Below are 19063 nucleotides of genomic sequence, written 5' to 3' on the forward strand. Positions count from 1 at the left end.
CGTATACGCAAGAGATTTAGGCTGGTGAGGCATTTTTTTCCGGACCTTCGGGGCCGGAGGCGTAGCCAAGTTGCAGGGCACAGTGGACGAGGGGGAAATGACTGAAAGCCTGTGGAGTGTTTCCAAGTTGGCGGTGGTTCTTGGGGTCCCATTCTTCACTGAGCAGGCCCACATCGTTCCGGAGTGTCAACAGACGTTCGAACAGGTCGGTGGCCTGCTCGCGGCGTCCTATTCCCAGGAGCGCGTCGACCAGCCAGAAGGAGCAGGCGAGGAACACGCCCTCGGTGCCGGGCAGCCCGTCATTGGCCGCTTCCGGGTGGTAGCGCAGAACGAAGCCGTCCCGGGTGAGGTTCTTTTGGATAGCTTCGACAGTGCCGGTGACGCGTGGATGGTTGCGTGGCAGGAACCCGACGCGGGGGATAAGCAGCAGGCTGGCGTCGAGTTCGGTGCTGCCGTAGGACTGGACGAAAGTGTTGTGCTTTTCGTCAAAGCCCTGGGCCATGACGTCGTCGTGGATCTGCTTCCGCAGCGCAGCCCAACGATCCCGGGGACCCGGCAGCCCGTACTGCTGGACGCCTTTGACCATCCGGTCAGCGGCGACCCAGGCCATGACCTTTGAATGGGTGAAGTTGCGCCGGGGGCCCCGCATCTCCCACAGCCCGTTGTCCGGCTGGTCCCAAGCTCCCTCAAGGTATTCCATGAGCGCCACCTGGATGTCCCAGGAATCATCCGCAGCACCGTTAGGGGCAGCGGCCCGTGTGAGCGCGAGGCCGTCGAGTACCTCGCCCCACACGTCCAGCTGAAGCTGCGGTGCCGCCGCATTTCCCGTTCGGACCGGCTTCGAGCCCTCAAACCCCTTGAGCCATGGAAGTTCGGCCTCGGGCAGTCGGCGGGTGCCGTCGATCCCGTACATGATCTGCAGATCGGCGGGGTCGCCTGCGACGGCCCGCAGCAGCCATTCCCGCCACGCAGCTGCTTCCTCGGTGTAACCGCATGCGAGCAGGGACTGCAGCGTCAGGGTGGCGTCCCGGAGCCAGCAGTACCGGTAGTCCCAGTTGCGGCTGCCGCCGGGGTCTTCGGGCAGGGACGTGGTGGGGGCCGCCACGATGCCGCCGGTAGGGGCATAGGTCAGTGCCTTGAGGGTAATGAGGGACCGTTGGACGGCGTCGTGATAGCGGCCGGCAGTGGTGTTGCGGCCGGTCCACTGATCCCAGAAAGCCTGCGTGGAAGCCAGGGCCCGGTTGGGGTCGGTCCGGTCCGGAACTGGCTTCCAGCTCGGTGCCCAATGCAGGACGAAAGGGACCCGCTCACCGGCCTTGACGGTGAATTCGCTGATGGTCCGCATGTCCTGGCCCCTCGCGGGCGCCGGGGTGCTGAGGTAGGCGGCGTCCGGACCGGCAATGGCGCTGATGCCGTAACCCATGCGCCGGACCCAGGGAACGATGCGCCCGTAGTCGAAGCGGAGCAGCAGCTCGCCTTTCATGCGTACGCTCCCGTTGAGACCCTCCACTATGCGGACCATGTCGACAGAGTCATCGCGGGCAGGCATGAAGTCCGTGACCCGCACGCTGCCGTCTGCAGTGTCCCATTCCGTCTCCAGGATCAGGGTTCCGGGCCGGTAGCGCCGCCGGGTGCAGTCGCCGGCCCCGGCCGGTGCCAGAAGCCAGCGTCCCGCCTCCGGGGAGTCCAGGAGTGCCGCAAAGCAGGCCGGCGAATCGAAATTTGGCAGGCACATCCAGTCGATGGATCCGTTGCGGCCAACCAGGGCTGCTGTGTGCAGATCACCCACCATTGCATAGTCGCTGATCTCCGCCATCAGGCACCCCCGGAGGCGGGTCGACCGTCCGGTTCATTGTGCGGTGTCTCCATTGAAGGGGTCCTTCCTGGCGCTGTGAGCTTTGTTGGCGGGCCGCGGCGGCTGGTCAGCCGACCCTGTATCCGTAGGCGTCCGCGGTACGGAGCGAGAGGCCGTTGCCGCTGCCCGCTCCGGGGCTGAGCCACCCGCCGTCGGGGTCCAGCGTTCCATCGAAGAAGAGGCTCTCGATGCGGACGTGGTCGTGGAACCATTCCAGGTGCCGGAAGTTGGGGGTGGCGGCGGCTACGGCGGCGCTCAGGTTGGGAGCGCAATGGCCGGAGACTTCCAGGCCGTGGGCAGCGGCGAGCGCGGCGACGCGGAGCCATTCGCTGATGCCCCCGCACCTGCTCACATCCGCTTGCAGGCAGTCGACGGCACCGGCCGCGCACATCCGCAGGAAGTAGGGAAGCCCGGTTCCGTACTCGCCGGCGGCCACGTCGGCGTCGACGGCGTTCCTGACTTCCCGGAGCCCGGGCAGGTTGTCGCTGGAGACCGGCTCCTCGAACCAGGAAACGTCTTCGCCGGAAACCGCGCGCATTACGCGGACCGCCTGCTTGGCTGTGTACGCACCGTTGGCGTCGACGAAAAGTTCCACGCCAGGGCCGACGGCGGCGCGCGCCTGGTGGATCCGCTCCAGGTCCCGCCGGACGTCCGTCCCGTTGTCCTGTCCAATCTTGATCTTTACACGGGGGATGTGCTGTCCGTGGGCCCAGCCTTCGAGCTGGTCGCGCAGCTGGGTTTCCGTGTAGGTGGTGAAGCCGCCGCTGCCATAGACCGCCACCTTGTCCCGGACGGCGCCGAGCAGCTTGTGCAGCGGAAGGTCCAGAAGGCGGGCCTTCAGGTCCCAGAGGGCGCAGTCGACGGCGGATACGGCGTAGGACGCGAGGCCTGTTCTTCCCGGGTTGCGGACGCAACGCGCCATGGCCGCCGCGGCGGCGGGAACGTCGAGGGCGTCGATGCCGCACACGGCAGGACCGAGAAGGTCCTCCACCAGGGCTGCTGCCGCCGGGGGACCGTAGGTCCAGCCCAGTCCGGTCTTTCCGCCCGCTGCTGCCTGGACCAGGACCATGGTGGTGGAGTCCCAGCTGAACGTGCCGTCCGCTTCCGGCCCCTCCGTCGGAACCGTGTAGGTCGCCGTCTGGACATCGGCGATGGGAACCTCTGCACTGTCCGGCGCGGTCCTGGCCACCGGTCAGCCCCCCTTGTGCGGCAGGAATTCCTGGATCTTGGTCTTGACCCCTTCCTTGACCACGCCCCAGGCGCTGTCGTCGCCCTTGATCATGGCTTCCGCGCTGTTCCGGGCCTGTTCGAAGGTGGCGTGTGGGGGATGGGTGGAATGTCGGGATCGGTGCGGACGTCCAGCAGGGTGGGCCGGTCTGTGGCGAGGGCTTTCTCCCAGGCCGGCCCCACGTCGTCGGGATCCTGCACGTGGATGCCCAGCAGCCCCAGGCTTTCCGCGAACCCGGCGTAGTCGACGTCGGGCAGCGCCTGGGACTCGCGGAAGGCAGGCACACCGCCCATGGCACGCATTTCCCAGGTGACCTGGTTCAGGTCGTTGTTATGCAGTACAGCCACCACCAGCCGGGGGTCGCTCCATTCGCGCCAGTAGTGCTTGACGGTGATCAGCTCGGCGAGCCCGTTCATCTGCATGGCTCCGTCCCCGGCGAAGGCGATGGCAGGCCGGTCCGGGTGGGCGAACTTGGCGCCGATGGCGTAGGGGACGCCAGGGCCCATGGTGGCCAGGTTGCCGGACAGCGAACCCCGGACCCCGTCCCGGAACTTGAGCTGCCGGGCGTACCAGTTCGCCGACGAACCGGAATCGGCGCTGAGCATCGCGTTCTCCGGGAGCCGGATGGACAGCTCTGCGAACAGCCTCATGGGGTTGATGGGGTTCGCACTGACCATGGCTTCTTTGTGCATGGTTTCCCACCAGCGGCTGACGGACTTCTCCAGGTTCTCCTGCCAGGACCGGTCCTGCTTGCGGTCCAGGTGCGGGATCAAGGCGCGCAGGGCGGTGGCGGCATCGGCCACGATGTTGAATTCGTTGGTATAGCGCAGCCCGATCATTTTCGCATCGATATCGATCTGCACACCGCGGGCCTGGCCCGGTTCGGGCAGGAACTGGGTGTACGGGAAGCTGGAGCCTATGGTGAGCAGCGTGTCGCAGTCCCGCATCATTTCGTAGCTGGGCCGGGTGCCCAGCAGCCCGATGGATCCTGTGATGTAGGGCAGGTCATCGGGCAGGGAGTCCTTGCCCAGCAGGGCCTTGGCCACCCCGGCTCCGAGCAGGTCGGCCACTTCCTTGACTTCTGCGGCCGCGCTGCGGGCGCCCTGCCCGATCAGGATGGCCACCTTGGAGCCCTCGTTCAGGAGCTGGGCGGCAGCACGGATTGAGCCGCTGTCCGGCTGGATCCCCGGCCAGCGGATGCCGAGGCTGGAAGGCACCATCTTGAATTCGTGGGTGGGTGCGGAATATTCGAGTTCCTGCACGTCGGCCGGGATGATCACAGCGGTGGGCGCCCGCTGGGCCTCGGCGATGCGGATGGCCCGGTCGATGACGTTGGGCAGTTGCTGGGGAACGGTGACCATTTGGACGTAGTCGGAGGCCACGTCCTTGAACAGGGTCAGCAGGTCCACCTCCTGTTGGTAGGAGCCGCCCATGGCGCTCCGTGCCGTTTGGCCGACGATGGCCACCACGGGAACATGGTCCAGCTTCGCGTCGTAGAGCCCGTTGAGCAGGTGGATGGCGCCCGGGCCGGAGGTGGCCATGCACACGGCAGGGTGCCCGTCGAACTTGGCGTAGCCAACAGCTTCGAATGCGGCCATCTCCTCGTGGCGCGCCTGGATGAATTTCGGCCAGTTGCCCGCCTTGCCGAAGGCGGCAAGGATGCCGTTGATGCCGTCCCCGGGGAAACCGAAGACCTTGTCCACGCCCCATTCACCCAGCCGGGAGAGCAGGTAGTCAGCCACTGTTGTTGCCATGATCAGTCTTCCTTTTCACTCGCCGGGGCGCCCTTGCGGGCGCCCCGGATCAGGACGCGTGCGGCGCGGGCCGCCAGGGCCATGATGGTCAAGGCCGGGTTGGCGCTGCCCTGGGTGGGCAGCACGCTGCCATCGGTAACCAGCAGGTTGGGTACGGCGAAACTGCGCAGGTTGCGGTCCACCACTCCGTCCCGCTCACCGGCGGCCATGCGGGCCCCGCCCACCAGGTGCGCATAGCGGTTGATGGTGATGACCTCCTCCGCTCCGGCAGCGGTGAGGATCTGTTCCATGACTTTCTGTGCGGCGGACATCAGCCGCCGGTCGTTGTCACACTGGCTGTAGGTGAAACAGGCCACGGGGATGCCATTGCGGTCCGTTTCCTCCGCAAGCGTCACCCTGTTTCCTGCAAGGGGCAGGAACTCGCAGAGGGCACCCAGGCAGGCCCAGTGCGGGTAGTCGCTCATGTGACGGCGCAGCGCCGGACCCCAGTGGCCCTGCGCCGCAACATGCTCCGCCCACGTAATCGGAAGGGGCGAAACAGTCTGGATGGAGAAGCCACGCTTGTACGGCTTCCCGGGGTCTGTTTCGTAGAACTCCTCCGTGCTCACTTCCGGGGGCGGGGCCTTCCACATCCGGACCTCTGCCTGGAACCGGCCCGCGGTCTGCGGCGCGCCCTGCACCATCAGGTACCGGCCCACCTGGTCGAAGTCGTTGCACATGCCGTCCGGGAACCGTGGTGAGGTGGAGTTCAGCAGAAGCCGCGGAGTTTCGATCGAGTAGCCGGCCACTGCCACCATCCGGGCCCGCTGGAACCGGCGGAGGCCGCCATGGACATATTCGACGCCGGTCGCCAGGCCTGTGTGCTCGTCAAACCCCACGCGCGTGGCCATGGAGTCGGCCCGGATTTCGGCGCCGTGGGCCAGGGCGTCCGGGACATGGGTGATCAGGGGAGAGGCCTTGGCGTTGACTTTGCAGCCCTGGAGGCAGAAGCCGCGGTAGATGCAGTGCGGGCGGTTGCCGAATCGGCCGTTGGCGATGGCCACGGGCCCCACCCTTGCGGTAATGCCGCAGGCGTTCGCACCTCTGAGGAACAGCTCACCGTTCCCGGATACCGGGTGCGGCCGGTGGGGGTAGCTGTGCGGATCGCCCCACGGCCAGTGCTCCCCGGCCACGGGCAGTTCGCCTTCGATGTCCTCATAAAACTCCCGGAGTTCGGCGTACTCCAACGGCCAGTCCGCGCCCACTCCGTCCTCGCTCCACGTGCGGAAATCGTTTGGATGGAACCGGGGCGTGTACCCGGCGAAATGAACCATGGACCCTCCCACCCCGCGGCCCGAATTGTTCGAGCCCAGCGGCACCGGATCCTTGCCCGTGATCACCCGGGGCTCGGTCCAGTACAGATGGTGGGAGCCGGCTTCGTCGCTGACCCAGTCCTGCTCGGGTTCCCAGAACGGACCCGCCTCCAACGCCACCGCCCGCCACCCGGCCCGTGACAGGCGCTGCAGCAGTGTGGCGCCCCCGGCACCGCAACCCACAATGACAATGTCCACCTCCTCCTCGTGGCGGAAACGGCGCATGTCCTCGCGCAGCAGCAGGTTGCTGCCAGGTCCGGCGGGCAAGAGCCAGGCTGACTCGTTCCGGCTGCGCAGGGTGCTCACGGGCCGGTCCTTCGGGTGGGGTCTGCACCGGGGCGGATGTCGCGCACTTCGAACGGCTCCAGCCGGTCCACGCCCAGGTTCTTGTAGCCGCGCGGGTACGCCGGGCCGGCAAAGCCGATCTCATCCCAGGCCAAGGGATGGGAGTAGAACGCTGTGCAGGCGTACCGTGTCCACAAGCTCCAGACCCGGTCCGCCGGAAGCCCGTGCCACAATTCCTGCTGCAGATCGCAGACGTCCTGCAGCAGGGCCGCCTGGTGCTCCGGATCCAGCAGGGCGAAGCTGCAGCCGCCCCGCGATCCCGCTTCGGAGTCCAGCGCAGCGAGGGTGGCACGCCAGGCTTCACCGTCGCGGGGCATATTGCCGTAGTGCCAGCCGTCGGTTTGCTCCTCCGCCAGCCGGGCGTCCACCATGTTCACCACCGGGACCCGCGGCTCGTCGTGCTGGTCCAGCAGCAGGTCGAAGAGGGTTCGTGCCGCAGCTTCCTCAGCCGGCGTGAAGAAACGGATGTCCGGAGGCAGCGTCATCCGTGACTGCACGACGGAGGCCGTCACGCGGTCCCAGTGCCGCGCCTGGGCGAGGGTGCTGAAGCCCGGGTACCGGCCGCCGCCGTCGTCTTCGCCCAAGGGGAGCGCGCTCACGGTTCCCTCCGCAAGACCGAGGCCAGGACACCCATGCCCCCTACCATTGTCACCAACAGCGGGGCGAACAAAGGCGGACCCATCTCCAGGTTGTAGCGCAGGTTGGACAGGCCGCCGGGCTTCTGCCTGATTCCCCGCAGGTGCAGCCAGGTACCCTGCAGCCCGTTCGCCACAATGGCAGCGCTGGCCAGCGGGAGTGCCGTTTTGGCCATGCGGCGGCTGAAGACACCGGCAACGCCCGCGGCCGCGCCAACGGGGCCAAGAGCCACGGGTGCCCACATCCACTTGTTTCCGAAACTCGCTTTGTCGTGCTCAAGGAATACTTCCGCGGCGGTCACCAAGGCGCCTGCCGCCGTCAGCGCGGCAAGCGACCGCTCAAACCGTCCGGTCCGTACATTCCGGATGAGCCTGTCGATGCCGTGTAGTGTTCCGGCCGCGGCCCTTTCTGCCTGGTGTGTTCTCACGATTCTCCTTACCTGCGGAAGGTCCCGTACTGGGTGACGTGGAACCTTCAAACTTTGCGGGAGAGCAACCAGCGGAGGAAACTGGTCCCCATGGATGCTGCTGGTGGACCTGAGCCCACGCCGGAACCTTCGAGCCGGGAAGTTGAGGCGGTGATGCTGGCCGCCGACACCCTTTTGCGGGTCGTGGCCCGCTCAGTGGCCGAGGTCGAGGATGTGGTGAACACTCCGCAGCTGCGCGTCCTGGTCCTCATCCACACCCGTGGACCGCAGAACCTTGGCGGGGTGGCAGCCGAACTGGGCGTGCACGCCTCCAATGCCACCCGCATCTGCGACCGCCTGGTCGCTGCCGGCCTGCTGGAGCGGAGGGAGGATCCTGCGGACCGGCGATACGTTCGCCTGGAACTCAGCGTGAAGGGAAAGTCCTTGGTGGACTCGGTGCTGGACCACCGGCGGCAGGCGATTGCGGAGGTCATTTCGCGTATGCCGTCGGGCCGCCGCCCAGCACTGGCTGCGGCCTTGGAAGCCTTCGCGGCCGCCGCCGGTGGCCAAGGCACTTCGGACGGCCGCTTTACCTTGGGAGCCGGCACCTGAAGTCGCCGGTTTCTGCTGCGGCAAGACATACTTCATTCAACTCCCATAGTTGCGTATACGCAATAGTTAGTGTTTTGCCTTCGATTGGAAAAGGCGCGGCGGCTCCTGGCCGCGCAGCACCTAGAGCGGCCGTATGCCCCATTCGGCAGAGTGGGATTGCCCGGGTTCGAGTGTGGTCAGGCCTTCGCCGGAATTGAAGGCGTCAGGGGCGCATGTCATGGGTTCCACTCCCAGCCCGCTGCGGTGCCGCTCCTGCTCGGGAAGAGTGTCCCCGGTGAAAATCTCCAGGTACGGGTAAGCCTCGTCCACCCATAGTTCGACTCCTCCGGAGTGGTCCGGACGCAGGAGCTTTACCCGGGCGCGACCGTCACCGTCCCGCACCAGGCCGGTGTAGGCGACATCGACGTGCCGTCCGCCGAGCTGTTGGAGTTCCCGAAGATCATAGGCAGTGCCGTCCACTTGTTCATGCCCGGTGGGGATGCCCCGCTCATCCACCGGGAGGAAGGTGTGGCCGGGCACCTGGACCAATGCGGAGTCGATGGAACCCCGGCGCCCCACGCCCGTACTGAGATAGGGATGCGCCCCGGTGCCGTAGGGGCACTGTTCCAGGCTGCGGTTCACTGACGTAGTGCGAACTCTCAACCCGCCCTCGCCAATCCGGTAGTCCAGGCGGCAGTCGAGCACCCAGGGCCATCCCTGGCAGGCGTGCAGGGTGTATGCGAACGAGATTGCATCCTCCGTATGGTGCAGCACGGCCCAGTTCCGCCAACGTGTCAGCCCATGGATCGCTCCGCCCTTGTCCGGCTCGCTCAGGTCAAGCTGGAGGCGCCTGCCTTCCCAGGTGTAACTGCCGCTGCTGATTCGGTTGGGCCACGGAATGAGGGACTGCCCGCGCGCGCCCGTGCACATGGCCTCCGGACCGTACCCATCCAGCAGGCTCCGGCCGTCGTGTTGGTATGTCCGCAGGGCGCCTCCAACCTCGGTCAAAATGACCTCGTGCCCGCCGGAGGCTATTGCATATTGCCGCCCCGAAGGGAGTCGGCGGTCGGTTCCGGGGTCCCTATAGGATGGTTCCTTGGTCATGGCGGCGGCCTCCTTTAGTGGGTCAGGTCCAGGACGACCTTGACGTCGTCGGACCGGTGCTGGACAGCATCAGCGAAGTCCGCCAAAGGAATCCGCCGGGTGATGAGGCGTCGCAGCCAGTCGTGATCTGCCTTGGCAAGTGCCTGGGCGGCAGCGTCATAGTGGCGCCGATTGGCGTTGACGCTCCCAAAAACCACTCCGTTCATGAGCACCTCCTCCCGGTTGAGGGCGCCGACATCCACCTTTGTCTGTTTTCCGGTCCCCGAGACGCCGGTGAGGCAGGTGATGGCGTCCTGGTCCCGGCACTTAAGGGCATCAAGGACCACCTGGGTGACTCCGGTGCATTCGACCAGGACGTCGGGCTTCAGGCCTGATTCCGGGAGGGGTTCGCTGTGGTAGGACGCCCCCAAGTCGCGGACAAGCTGGGGTTTCAGTCCGTCCGTGACGACGTCGAAGACATGGACCTCAAGGCCCTGTTGGACTCCTAAGAGTGCCGCGAGCAGTCCAACGGGTCCCGCGCCGGTAACCACCGCCGTGTGGGGGTCGAAAAAGGCGCGCTGCCCGATTCTGTTGATCTGTTCCCAGGCCTTGGCAACAATCGTGGTGGGTTCGAGCAGGACCCCCACGTCCTCCAGGCCGGAGCCGAGCTTGACCATGGCATCGGCGTCCGCCCGCCAGTGCTGCCGCGCGAAACCGTCCAGGCCCTTGATGCCGTGCTCGGTGTAGTTGCCGTTCAGGCACATGTCCCATTCACCCGCGGCGCAGGCCTTGCAGGGTTCCGGGTCAGGGCGGCGGACAATTCCCACCACCAAGTCACCCTTTTCCAAGCCGGACGCCGGGGGAGCGGCCACCACCCGGCCAAGATTTTCGTGCCCGAGCACCAGGAAGTCCTGACCCGGCGGCGCTTCCCCGTATTCAGCCTTGATGATCTCGATGTCGGTCCCGCAGAGCCCTACCGCCAGTGCCTCCACCAGCACCTGGCCCTCATTTTCGGGCGGCTCCGGGAGGTCGCGAAGGCGTAAAGAGTCTGTTGACCCCGGTGTCACTGTCAGTGCACGCATCGTCTCTCCTCAACTGGACAGTCCGTACAGCCAGTCTCGTTCGTTATTTGCGGTTACGCAATGATCAGTGGGCTGCGAATATTTGCTGCTGCTCGGCGGTCCAGTGCGCAGCCGTGCAGGTGATGTCGGCCTCCAGTCGTCCCGGAAGGGAATATTGCGGCCCGCTTCCGCCTTGTCAATGGTGAGGCGCCGACCGGTGACTGCCTCACCCGAAAGGACTCCCTTGCCCGTAGCTTTCATTCCATTCACCATGCACGCGTCCGCGCGGCATGACCACCGACGCACCTTCCGCACCGACATCGAACGCCTGACCGACGGACACCTCCGGTCGACGCCCCTGGACGTTATCAGGTCAACAAACACCCAGGCTGTGTTCCGCGGCGCAGTGCCGAAAGGCGCGCATACTGCCACGGATGCAAGCTTGGCCCGTTACCTCCAGGACCGGCTCGCAAGCGAGAACATCCACCTCGACCTCAGCGTCAGTATCGAACGGTAAACCAAACGTGCAGCGCGGGCTACCGGGCTGTCACACTGGCCGCTGCAGCCCCGGGATATCCGGGCCGGCAGCGGCTTTTTTGGTTTTAAGCCGGACGCTTGCATGACAACAGGACACGCCTGGCCCCGTCCTGTTGCTCTGGCCGCTCTCTGGGATATGCTCCAGAAATGGCACCGCGAAGTTTTCTTCAATGGCCGGTCGTCCGTCAACTGACCACGGGCGACCTCTTGGGCCGTGGACCGTCGGTAACCTCGGCCAGGACGAAGGCCATTGCCCCCCGGACCGCAACTGCCGACCGCGTCGTGCAAAGTGTGTGCCCCTACTGCGCAGTGGGATGCGGGCAGCGCGTCTACGTCAAGGACGAGAAAGTCATCCAGATCGAAGGCGATCCGGATTCACCGATTTCCCGCGGCCGGCTCTGCCCCAAGGGTTCTGCCAGCGAGCAACTGGTAAATTCGCCGGGCAGGCAGACCAAGGTCCTTTACCGTGCGCCGCGATCTACCGAATGGAAGCGCCTGGACCTGGCCACCGCCGTCGAGATGATCGCGGAGAGGTTCATCGAAACCCGCCGCCGGACGTGGCAGCAGGAAGATGAACACGGCCGGCTGCTGCGCAGGACCATGGGCATCGCCTCACTGGGCGGCGCAACCTTGGACAACGAAGAGAACTACTTAATCAAGAAGCTCTTTACGGCTGCCGGGGCGGTGCAGACCGAGAACCAGGCGCGTATTTGACACTCCGCAACGGTTCCCAGTTTGGGAGCCTCGTTTGGACGCGGTGGCGCTACGCAGTCACTGCAGGACATGGCCAACGCCGACTGCATCATCATCCAGGGTTCCAACATGGCCGAGTGCCATCCCGTGGGATTCCAGTGGGTTGCCGAGGCCAAGGCCCGCGGAGCCAAGGTCATCCACATCGACCCCCGGTTCACGCGGACGTCCGCGGTTTCGGACAAGCACATCCCCATTCGGGCTGGATCTGACGTTGTGCTGCTTGGCGCGCTCATCAACTACGTGATCGCCAACGACCTCTGGTTCAAGGAGTACGTCAGCGCGTACACCAACGCTGCCACCCTGGTCCACGACGATTACCGGGACGCCGAGGACCTGGGCGGCCTGTTCTCCGGATTCGACCCGGAGCGGCGGGCCTACGACACATCCTCCTGGGGTTACGCCGAAAAAGACGACGGTGTAATCGACGACCCTGGTTCCGGATCTGATCATGGCGCCGATGCCGGGGCGCGTGCCCACGGCGACACGTTCGGCAGCGGTGGTCCGCCCATGGAACATGCCGAAGTACTGCGTGACGACACCCTGCAGAACCCCCGGACGGTCTTCCAGATCGTGAAGCGGCACTATGCCCGCTACACGCCTGAGATGGTCCAGGACATGTGCGGCATCAGTGTCGCGGACTTCGAATACCTGGCGCGCACCATCACTGAGAACTCGGGACGCGACCGGACCACCTGCTTCGCATACGCCGTGGGATGGACCCAGCATTCCCTGGGAACACAGTTCATTCGCGCCGCAGCGATCCTGCAGCTCCTGCTCGGGAACGTGGGAAGGCCGGGCAGTGGAATCATGGCCCTGCGCGGCCACGCCAGCATCCAGGGCTCCACCGACATCCCAACCCTGTTCAACCTGCTGCCCGGATACCTGCCGATGCCCAGCGCGGGCCGCCACGACACCCTCGAAGAGTATCTGGCGGTTGTGGGATCCAAGCAGCAAAAAGGCTTCTGGGCCGACGCGGACGCCTACACCATCAGCCTCCTCAAGGCCTGGTGGGGGGAGGCAGCAACGGCAGAGAACGACTGGGCTTACGACTACCTTCCGAGGCTCACCGGCGCCCACGGGACGTATGAGACTGTGATGGGCATGCTCGAGGACCAGGTGGAGGGCTACTTCCTGCTCGGCCAGAATCCGGCGGTCGGCTCGGCCCACGGCCGGATGCAGCGCCTGGGAATGTCGCACCTGAAGTGGCTGGTGGTCCGGGACCTGAACATGATCGAGTCGGCGACCTGGTGGAAGGACGGCCCGGAAATCGAATCCGGGGAACTCCGCACCGAGGACATCGAGACCGAGGTCTTCTTCCTGCCGGCAGCAACGCACGTGGAGAAGGCAGGGTCCTTCACCCAGACCCAGCGGCTGCTTCAGTGGCGGCACCAGGCGGTGGCTCCGCCGGGTGAGTGCCAGAGCGAACTGCAGTTCTTCTTCGAACTGGGCAAGCGGATCCGGGAGAAGCTGGCCGGCTCGCAGGACGAGCGTGACCGTCCGCTGCTGGACCTGACGTGGGACTACCCCACGGACGAACACGGCGACCCCGACGCCGAGGCAGTGCTGGCCGAAATCAACGGCCGCCACATGGCCGGTCCCGACGCCGGCAAGCCCCTTTCCGCCTACACCGAACTGCGCGCCGACGGTTCCACGGCTGCCGGCTGCTGGATCTACACGGGCGTCTATGCCGACGGTTTCAACCACGCTGCCAACCGCAAGCCCGGCCGGGAGCAGGGGCCCGCGGCTTCCGAATGGGGTTGGGCGTGGCCCGCGAACCGGCGCATCCTGTACAACCGGGCCTCGGCCGACCCTGCAGGTAAACCCTGGAGCGAGCGGAAGAAGTACATCTGGTGGGACCAGGAGCAGGGTAAATGGGTGGGCGACGACGTGCCCGACTTCCCGGTCGACCTGGCGCCGGACAGCAAACCCGATCCGTCCGTCGGCGGTCCGGCCGCACTCAGCGGTGACGACCCCTTCATCATGCAGGCCGACGGCAAGGGCTGGTTGTTTGCGCCGAAGGGCCTGATGGACGGGCCCCTTCCCACGCACTACGAGGCGCAGGAATCGCCGGTTGCCAACGCGCTGTACCCGCAGCAGCAAAACCCGGCAAGGCTGGTGTTCCCCCGCGCGGACAACCTCAGCGCGCCGAGCGCCGGTACCAGCGGGGCAGACGTCTACCCGTTCGTCTTCACCACATACCGGCTCACCGAGCACCATACGGCGGGTGGAATGAGCCGCTGGCTCCCGTACCTGTCGGAGCTGCAGCCGGAGATGTTCTGCGAGGTCTCGCCCGAACTGGCCGCCGAACGTGGCCTGGAGCCGTACGGGTGGGCCACCATCATTTCGCCCCGCTCCGCCATCGAGGCGAAGGTGCTTGTCACTGACCGGATGGCGCCCCTCAAGGTCGGCGGCCACACCGTGCACCAGATCGGGCTGCCCTACCACTGGGGCGTCGGCAGCAACGCAGTCGTCAGCGGGGACGCCGCCAACGACCTGCTGGGTGTGACGCTGGATCCCAACGTACAAATCCAGGAATCCAAGGTGGCCTCCTGCGACATCCGTCCGGGGCGCCGGCCGCGGGGCAAGGATTTGCTGGCCTTGGTGGCCGAGTACCAGGCGAGGGCCGGGGTAACCACCGCGACCAGCAACCAGGCGGTCACTGACCCTGCTGCGGAGGGCATCGAACCCGCTGGCGGCAATGGCCACGCCGATGGTGGGCCGCGATGATGGGAGTCATCGTTGGCCCCGCCGACACAAACCTTGCCCGGCCCGGAACCCAGCCCCAGTGCAGCGTTCCGGGCATCGACCCGACGTTGGAGAACTAGATGGGCCAGCTGTCCGGACCGACCGACCCCACCGCCGATGCCCATTGGGAGCACAACCATCCGCGGAAGGGATTCTTCACCGACACCTCGATCTGCATTGGCTGCAAGGCCTGCGAAGTGGCCTGCAAGGAGTGGAACCACAACCCGCAGGACGGCAACCTCGAACTTCTGGGGTCCTCCTACGACAACACCGGTTCGCTGGGCGCCAGCACGTGGCGGCATGTCGCCTTCATCGAACAGGGCCAGGAACGCATTGTCGAAGCCCGCGAATCGGGACGGGCCCTGGTCAGCCTGGGCATGCCCCGGATCGGGCCTCCCACCCCGGCTGCGATAGACCAGGCTGATACCACCCCGCCGGACACCGCCGATTTCCGCTGGCTGATGTCCTCCGACGTGTGCAAGCACTGCACCCATGCCGGGTGCCTGGACGTCTGCCCCACCGGCGCGCTGTTCCGCACCGAGTTCGGCACCGTGGTGGTGCAGGACGACGTCTGCAACGGCTGCGGAACCTGCGTGGCCGGGTGCCCGTTCGGCGTCATTGAACGCCGCAGCAACGGCACCGTCAAGGTCGCCACCAGCAGGGAGGACCAGCACGCCAAGCATCCCGCCGTCCCCAACGAGGGCATCGCCCAGAAGTGCACGCTGTGTTACGACCGCCTGGTGGCCGACGAGACACCGGCGTGTGCAAAGGCGTGCCCGACGACGTCCATCAAGTTTGGCGACCACGATGCCATGGTGGAGACGGCCCGGGAACGCGTTGACGCCCTGCACGCACAGGGAATGACCGAGGCCAGGCTGTACGGCGCGAATGAAAACGACGGCGTCGGCGGCACCGGATCGGTGTTCCTCCTCCTGGACGAACCGGAGGTCTACGGACTTCCACCGGACCCACGGGTACCCACCGCTGACCTGCCGACGATGTACCGGCGAGCTGGCCTGGCAGTGGCGGGAATGGCCGCGGCGGCTGCGCTGGCTTTCCTGGGAGGACGCGCGTGACACTTTCCGAGTTCGACAGTTTCCGGCCATCCGAACCTGCCCGCCGTCGCCGTGAGGGTGGCAAACGTGGCTCCGGCCGCCGTCGGGACAGCGGTGACGGTTCCCGGGAAATGCCGATGGTTCCGGAGCCGGAATTCACTTCCTACTACGGCCGTCCGGTGGTTAAGCCTGCCCCCTGGGGCGATGACGTCGCGATCTACCTTTTCCTGGGTGGCGTGGCCGCCGGATCGGCTTTCCTTGGCCTCGGCGGGCAACTGACCGGACGCCCGGTGCTGCGCAGAAATGCGCGGCTGGGCGCCCTGGCGGCAGTGGGCGCCGGCGCAGTTTTCCTGGTGAAGGACCTGGGCCGGCCGGAGCGGTTCCTGCACATGCTGCGGACTTTCAAGGTCACCTCGCCGATGAGCGTCGGCTCGTGGATCCTCAGCGCCTTCAGCGCCGGCGCGGGAGTATCAGCTGTGGCGGAAATCGACCGGATGAGCGGAAACCGGCTGCCCTTGGGTCCCTTGCGCAAAGTGCTGCAGGCGGTCGAAGGACCAGCCGGCATCGAAGCCGCAGTTTTCGCCGGACCCCTGGCTGCCTACACAGCCGTCCTCCTGGGCGATACTGCCACACCGACGTGGAACGCCGCCCATGAGGAACTGCCGTTCGTTTTCGTGAGTTCCGCCTGCCTGGCCTCTGCCGGCCTGGCCATGGTCACGACGCCGGTAAGCGAAACAGGTCCGGCGCGGAATCTCGCCGTGCTGGGCGTGTTGGGCGACGTTGCGGCCATGAAGGTGATGGAGCACCGGATGGACCCGGTTGCCGCCGAGCCGCTGCACCAGGGCAAGGCCGGGACAATGCTCAAATGGAGTGAGCGGCTGGCCGTCGCCGGCGGCCTTGGCGCGCTGCTGGGCGGACGGAACCGTATGGTGGCCGCGGCCTCGGGACTGGCGCTGCTTACCGCTTCGGCACTGACCCGGTTCGGTGTGTTCGAGGCGGGCCTCGCCTCGGCCAGGGATCCGAGGTACACCATTGAACCGCAAAAGAACCGGCTGGCGGCCCGCCGCGCGGCCGGGGTCACCGGCGATTCAATTACCACCGGCAGCTGACCGGCTGCCCCTAAGAGGGCCTCAACGGACTTCGATGCCCTTCCCGGCGGTGGTGTGGCCAATGACCGGGTGCCCCGGCAGCTCGCCTACAACGAGCAGGCCGCCTGAGGTTTGGGCATCAGCCAGGAGCAGCAGGTCGTCGTCACTGACGCCGGCGGCGGCGCCGAGATGCGGCCGGACCCAGTCCAGGTTGCGCCGGGTACCCCCGGACACGAAACCGTCCCGGAGCGCCTCGCGGGCTCCCTGGATCACCGGTACCGAGGCCAGGTCAATCACCGCCCCGACGTCCGAGGCCCGGACCATCTTGTAAAGGTGTCCAAGAAGCCCGAATCCGGTCACGTCGGTTGCCGCCCTGACACCGGCAGCCACCGCGGCGTCGGCCGCGTCGCGGTTCAGGGCAGCCATGGTTTCCACGGCTTCAGGGAACACCTCGCCGGTCTGCTTGTGCCGGTTGTTGAGAAGTCCGACGCCGATTGGCTTGGTGAGCGTGATGGGCAGTCCGGGCCGGGCGGCATCGTTGCGCAGCAAACGGTCCGGATGGGCCACGCCCGTCACTGCCATGCCGTACTTTGGCTCAGGGTCATCAATTGAGTGGCCCCCAAGAACCGGACAACCCGCCTGCGAGGCTACGCTCAGCCCGCCGCGCAGGACTTCGGTCATCAGCTCCATGGGGAGGACGCCCCGGGGCCAGCCGATGAGGTTGATCGCCGTGATTGGCCGGCCGCCCATGGCGTAAATGTCCGAGAGCGCATTGGCTGCGGCGATCCGGCCCCAGTCGAAGGCGTCGTTGACCACGGGAGTGAAAAAGTCGGCCGTGGTCAGGACGGCAAGGTCCTCACGCACCAGGACCGCGGCCGCGTCGTCGCCAGTGTCGAGGCCTACCAGTACCTCGGCTCCGGGCTGGCCGATCAGGCCACGGACCGCGTCTTCGAGCTCGCCCGGAGGAATTTTGCAGGCGCAGCCACCCCCGTGGGCATAGTCGGTGAGCCGGACTGCGCCGGCGGCACCTTCATCGAGTTGCTGGATTGACGTCTGGGCCTCATTCACCTGCCCAGCGTACCTTCAAGGCAACCCTGCTATATTGAGGCGCGGTGGCGTCCGGGTCCTGGTGGGCCCCCCGGTCTTCAAAACCGGTGCGGCTGAGCATCTCGGCCTGGCGGGTTCGATTCCCGTCCGCCACCGCCAACTTTCGGCAACGAATGCCGCGATACGAGGAGGGCTGTGGACCAGGTCGATCCCCGGCGCCTGATTCCCCGCACGAATGACCTGCTGGCACTGCCGGCGGTCCGCGAGGCCCGCACCCGGCTGAACGGGCGCATCATCCGCGAACTCGTCCGGGATGTCCAGGAGCAGGCCCGGAGCGGCGGGCTCCCGGCTGGCCAGGTGGAACCTGTCCTGCTGGCTGCCGTCGCTGCCCGGACGGCAACAACCCTGCGCCCGGTCCTGAACGCCACCGGGGTCATCGTGCACACCAACCTGGGGCGTGCGCCGCTTTCCGAAAGCGCGGTTGCTGCCCTCGTCGCGGCCAGCGGCTACGTGGACGTGGAGCTCGACCTATCGGACGGCAGCCGTTCACGCCGCGGCGCCGGAGCCCGCGCCGCCCTCCTCGCTGCATGTCCTGCGGCGGAGGACGCGCTGGTGGTGAACAACGGAGCGGCAGCACTGGTGCTCGCCACGACGGCCCTGGCGGCCGGCCGCGAGGTGGTGCTGAGCCGGGGCGAACTGGTGGAAATCGGTGCCGGGTTCAGGCTCACCGACCTGATGGAATCCACGGGTGCAAGGCTTCGCGAAGTAGGCACCACCAACCGGACCCACCTCCATGACTACGCCGGGGCGCTCGGACCGGATACCGGGTGCATCCTCAAGGTCCACCCCAGCAACTTCCGTGTTGACGGCTTCACCTCGGCTGTTCCCATGGCTGAGCTGAGCCGGCTGGCTGCCGGCAACGGGGTGCCCCTCGTGGCTGACCTCGGCAGCGGACTGCTGGCACCGGACCCGTTCCTGCCGGATGAACCGGATGCCGCCACCGCTTTGGCGAGTGGGGCCGACGTCGTGATTGCCAGCGGCGACAAACTGCTGGGCGGCCCCCAGGCCGGCCTGCTGCTGGGCCGCAGGGAAGTCATCGCGCGGCTGGCGCGCCACCCGCTGGCCCGCGCGGTCAGGGCCGATAAACTTGCCCTTGCCGCCCTGGAGGCGACCGTTGCCGGCGGCCCGCCGCCGGTCGTCCAGGCGCTGCACGCCGACGCCGGGCAACTGCGCCGCCGAACTGACCGGCTGGCCCGGGAACTTGGTGCAGCCGTGGTCCCGCATGACGGCAGGGTAGGCGGCGGAGGTGCCCCGGGGGTTCCCCTGGCCGGGTGGGCACTCCGGCTCCCGGAAGGCGTCGCCCGGCTCCTGCGGACCGGGGATCCGGCCGTGCTGCCGCGCGTCCACGACGGCTTCTGTTTGGTTGACCTGCGGTGCGTCCCCGAACGGGACGACGCCCGGATCGCCGCGGCCGTACGGGAGGCGTTGGCAAGCCTCGAAGCCGCGGATGCCGGCAGGGCGGGCTGA

At 66.8% G+C, this 19063-nt stretch carries 14 protein-coding genes, 1 tRNA gene and 1 pseudogene; 7 read left to right on the forward strand and 9 right to left on the reverse strand.

From position 1 onward, the window contains the following. Positions 1-16: 16 nt before the first annotated feature. From NIBR502770_RS07070 to NIBR502770_RS07095, 6 genes and pseudogenes are all read right to left on the reverse strand, one after another. Positions 17-1831, reverse strand: a pseudogene (locus NIBR502770_RS07070) (glycoside hydrolase family 15 protein); the annotation flags it as partial. Between the two features lie 91 nt (positions 1832-1922). Next, the gene (locus NIBR502770_RS07075; protein WP_141181489.1) at positions 1923-3044 is read right to left on the reverse strand and encodes an enolase C-terminal domain-like protein; all 1122 of its coding nucleotides are present in this window, start codon (positions 3042-3044) and stop codon (positions 1923-1925) included. Positions 3045-3133: 89 nt separating this feature from the next. Next, positions 3134-4837, reverse strand: a complete 1704-nt coding sequence (locus NIBR502770_RS07080; RefSeq protein ID WP_246857439.1) for a thiamine pyrophosphate-requiring protein — start codon at positions 4835-4837, stop codon at positions 3134-3136. A 2-nt stretch (positions 4838-4839) separates the two neighbouring features. Continuing rightward, entirely contained in the window at positions 4840-6495 is a 1656-nt protein-coding gene (locus NIBR502770_RS07085; protein WP_210418926.1) for a GMC family oxidoreductase, read from the reverse strand. Beyond that, on the reverse strand, positions 6492-7133 hold the full coding sequence (locus tag NIBR502770_RS07090; RefSeq protein WP_141181490.1) for a gluconate 2-dehydrogenase subunit 3 family protein: 642 nt from the start codon (positions 7131-7133) through the stop codon (positions 6492-6494). Before NIBR502770_RS07090 ends, NIBR502770_RS07085 begins: the two co-directional genes overlap by 4 nt. Further along, positions 7130-7597 carry a hypothetical protein gene (locus NIBR502770_RS07095; protein WP_210418927.1) on the reverse strand — a complete coding sequence of 156 codons (468 nt, stop codon included), beginning with the start codon at positions 7595-7597 and terminating at the stop codon, positions 7130-7132. The genes NIBR502770_RS07090 and NIBR502770_RS07095 overlap by 4 nt, the downstream gene beginning before the upstream one ends. Before the next feature lie 90 nt (positions 7598-7687). On the opposite strand from NIBR502770_RS07095, the gene NIBR502770_RS07100 reads away from it, so the two are divergent. Then, positions 7688-8188 carry a MarR family winged helix-turn-helix transcriptional regulator gene (locus NIBR502770_RS07100; protein WP_141160575.1) on the forward strand — a complete coding sequence of 167 codons (501 nt, stop codon included), beginning with the start codon at positions 7688-7690 and terminating at the stop codon, positions 8186-8188. 120 nt (positions 8189-8308) lie between these two features. Here the strand turns inward: NIBR502770_RS07100 and NIBR502770_RS07105 are convergent, their stop codons facing one another. Both NIBR502770_RS07105 and NIBR502770_RS07110 read right to left on the reverse strand, forming a co-directional pair. After that, positions 8309-9271, reverse strand: a complete 963-nt coding sequence (locus tag NIBR502770_RS07105) for an aldose 1-epimerase family protein (RefSeq protein WP_141181491.1) — start codon at positions 9269-9271, stop codon at positions 8309-8311. A gap of 14 nt (positions 9272-9285) precedes the next feature. After that, a complete protein-coding gene (locus tag NIBR502770_RS07110; protein ID WP_141181492.1) occupies positions 9286-10332 on the reverse strand; it encodes a glucose 1-dehydrogenase in 1047 nt (348 codons plus the stop codon). Between the two features lie 223 nt (positions 10333-10555). Between NIBR502770_RS07110 and NIBR502770_RS07115 the strand changes: the two genes are divergently transcribed. From NIBR502770_RS07115 to nrfD, 4 genes are all read left to right on the forward strand, one after another. After that, positions 10556-10828 carry a hypothetical protein gene (locus NIBR502770_RS07115; protein ID WP_246839691.1) on the forward strand — a complete coding sequence of 91 codons (273 nt, stop codon included), beginning with the start codon at positions 10556-10558 and terminating at the stop codon, positions 10826-10828. Between the two features lie 167 nt (positions 10829-10995). Further along, positions 10996-14328: a formate dehydrogenase gene (fdh, locus tag NIBR502770_RS07125; protein ID WP_246857440.1), complete on the forward strand. Its 3333-nt coding sequence runs from the start codon at positions 10996-10998 to the stop codon at positions 14326-14328. Between the two features lie 98 nt (positions 14329-14426). Further along, positions 14427-15422, forward strand: coding sequence for a 4Fe-4S dicluster domain-containing protein (locus tag NIBR502770_RS07130; protein WP_141181495.1), 996 nt, complete (start codon positions 14427-14429; stop codon positions 15420-15422). Then, positions 15419-16510, forward strand: coding sequence for an NrfD/PsrC family molybdoenzyme membrane anchor subunit (gene nrfD, locus NIBR502770_RS07135; protein WP_141181496.1), 1092 nt, complete (start codon positions 15419-15421; stop codon positions 16508-16510). The genes NIBR502770_RS07130 and nrfD overlap by 4 nt, the downstream gene beginning before the upstream one ends. 21 nt (positions 16511-16531) lie before the next feature. On the opposite strand, the gene selD is transcribed toward nrfD, so the two are convergent. Continuing rightward, on the reverse strand, positions 16532-17536 hold the full coding sequence (gene selD, locus NIBR502770_RS07140) for a selenide, water dikinase SelD (protein ID WP_210418948.1): 1005 nt from the start codon (positions 17534-17536) through the stop codon (positions 16532-16534). 64 nt (positions 17537-17600) lie between these two features. Between selD and NIBR502770_RS07145 the strand changes: the two genes are divergently transcribed. Together NIBR502770_RS07145 and selA are read left to right on the forward strand one after the other, a co-directional pair. Then, positions 17601-17695: transfer RNA gene (locus NIBR502770_RS07145), tRNA-Sec, on the forward strand. Positions 17696-17731: 36 nt separating this feature from the next. Further along, positions 17732-19063, forward strand: a complete 1332-nt coding sequence (selA, locus tag NIBR502770_RS07150) for an L-seryl-tRNA(Sec) selenium transferase (RefSeq protein WP_141181498.1) — start codon at positions 17732-17734, stop codon at positions 19061-19063.

The organism is Pseudarthrobacter sp. NIBRBAC000502770, from assembly GCF_006517815.1.
GTDB classification, from domain to species: Bacteria; Actinomycetota; Actinomycetes; order Actinomycetales; family Micrococcaceae; genus Arthrobacter; species Arthrobacter niigatensis.

Bases quoted from the DNA above. Each gene is read 5' to 3' on its own strand.
- NIBR502770_RS07100 (WP_141160575.1), top strand. From the start codon at position 7,688: ATGGATGCTGCTGGTGGACCTGAGCCCACGCCGGAACCTTCGAGCCGG.
- NIBR502770_RS07105 (WP_141181491.1), bottom strand. From the start codon at position 9,271: ATGACCAAGGAACCATCCTATAGGGACCCCGGAACCGACCGCCGACTC.
- NIBR502770_RS07080 (WP_246857439.1), bottom strand. From the start codon at position 4,837: ATGGCAACAACAGTGGCTGACTACCTGCTCTCCCGGCTGGGTGAATGG.
- NIBR502770_RS07110 (WP_141181492.1), bottom strand. From the start codon at position 10,332: ATGCGTGCACTGACAGTGACACCGGGGTCAACAGACTCTTTACGCCTT.
- NIBR502770_RS07130 (WP_141181495.1), top strand. From the start codon at position 14,427: ATGGGCCAGCTGTCCGGACCGACCGACCCCACCGCCGATGCCCATTGG.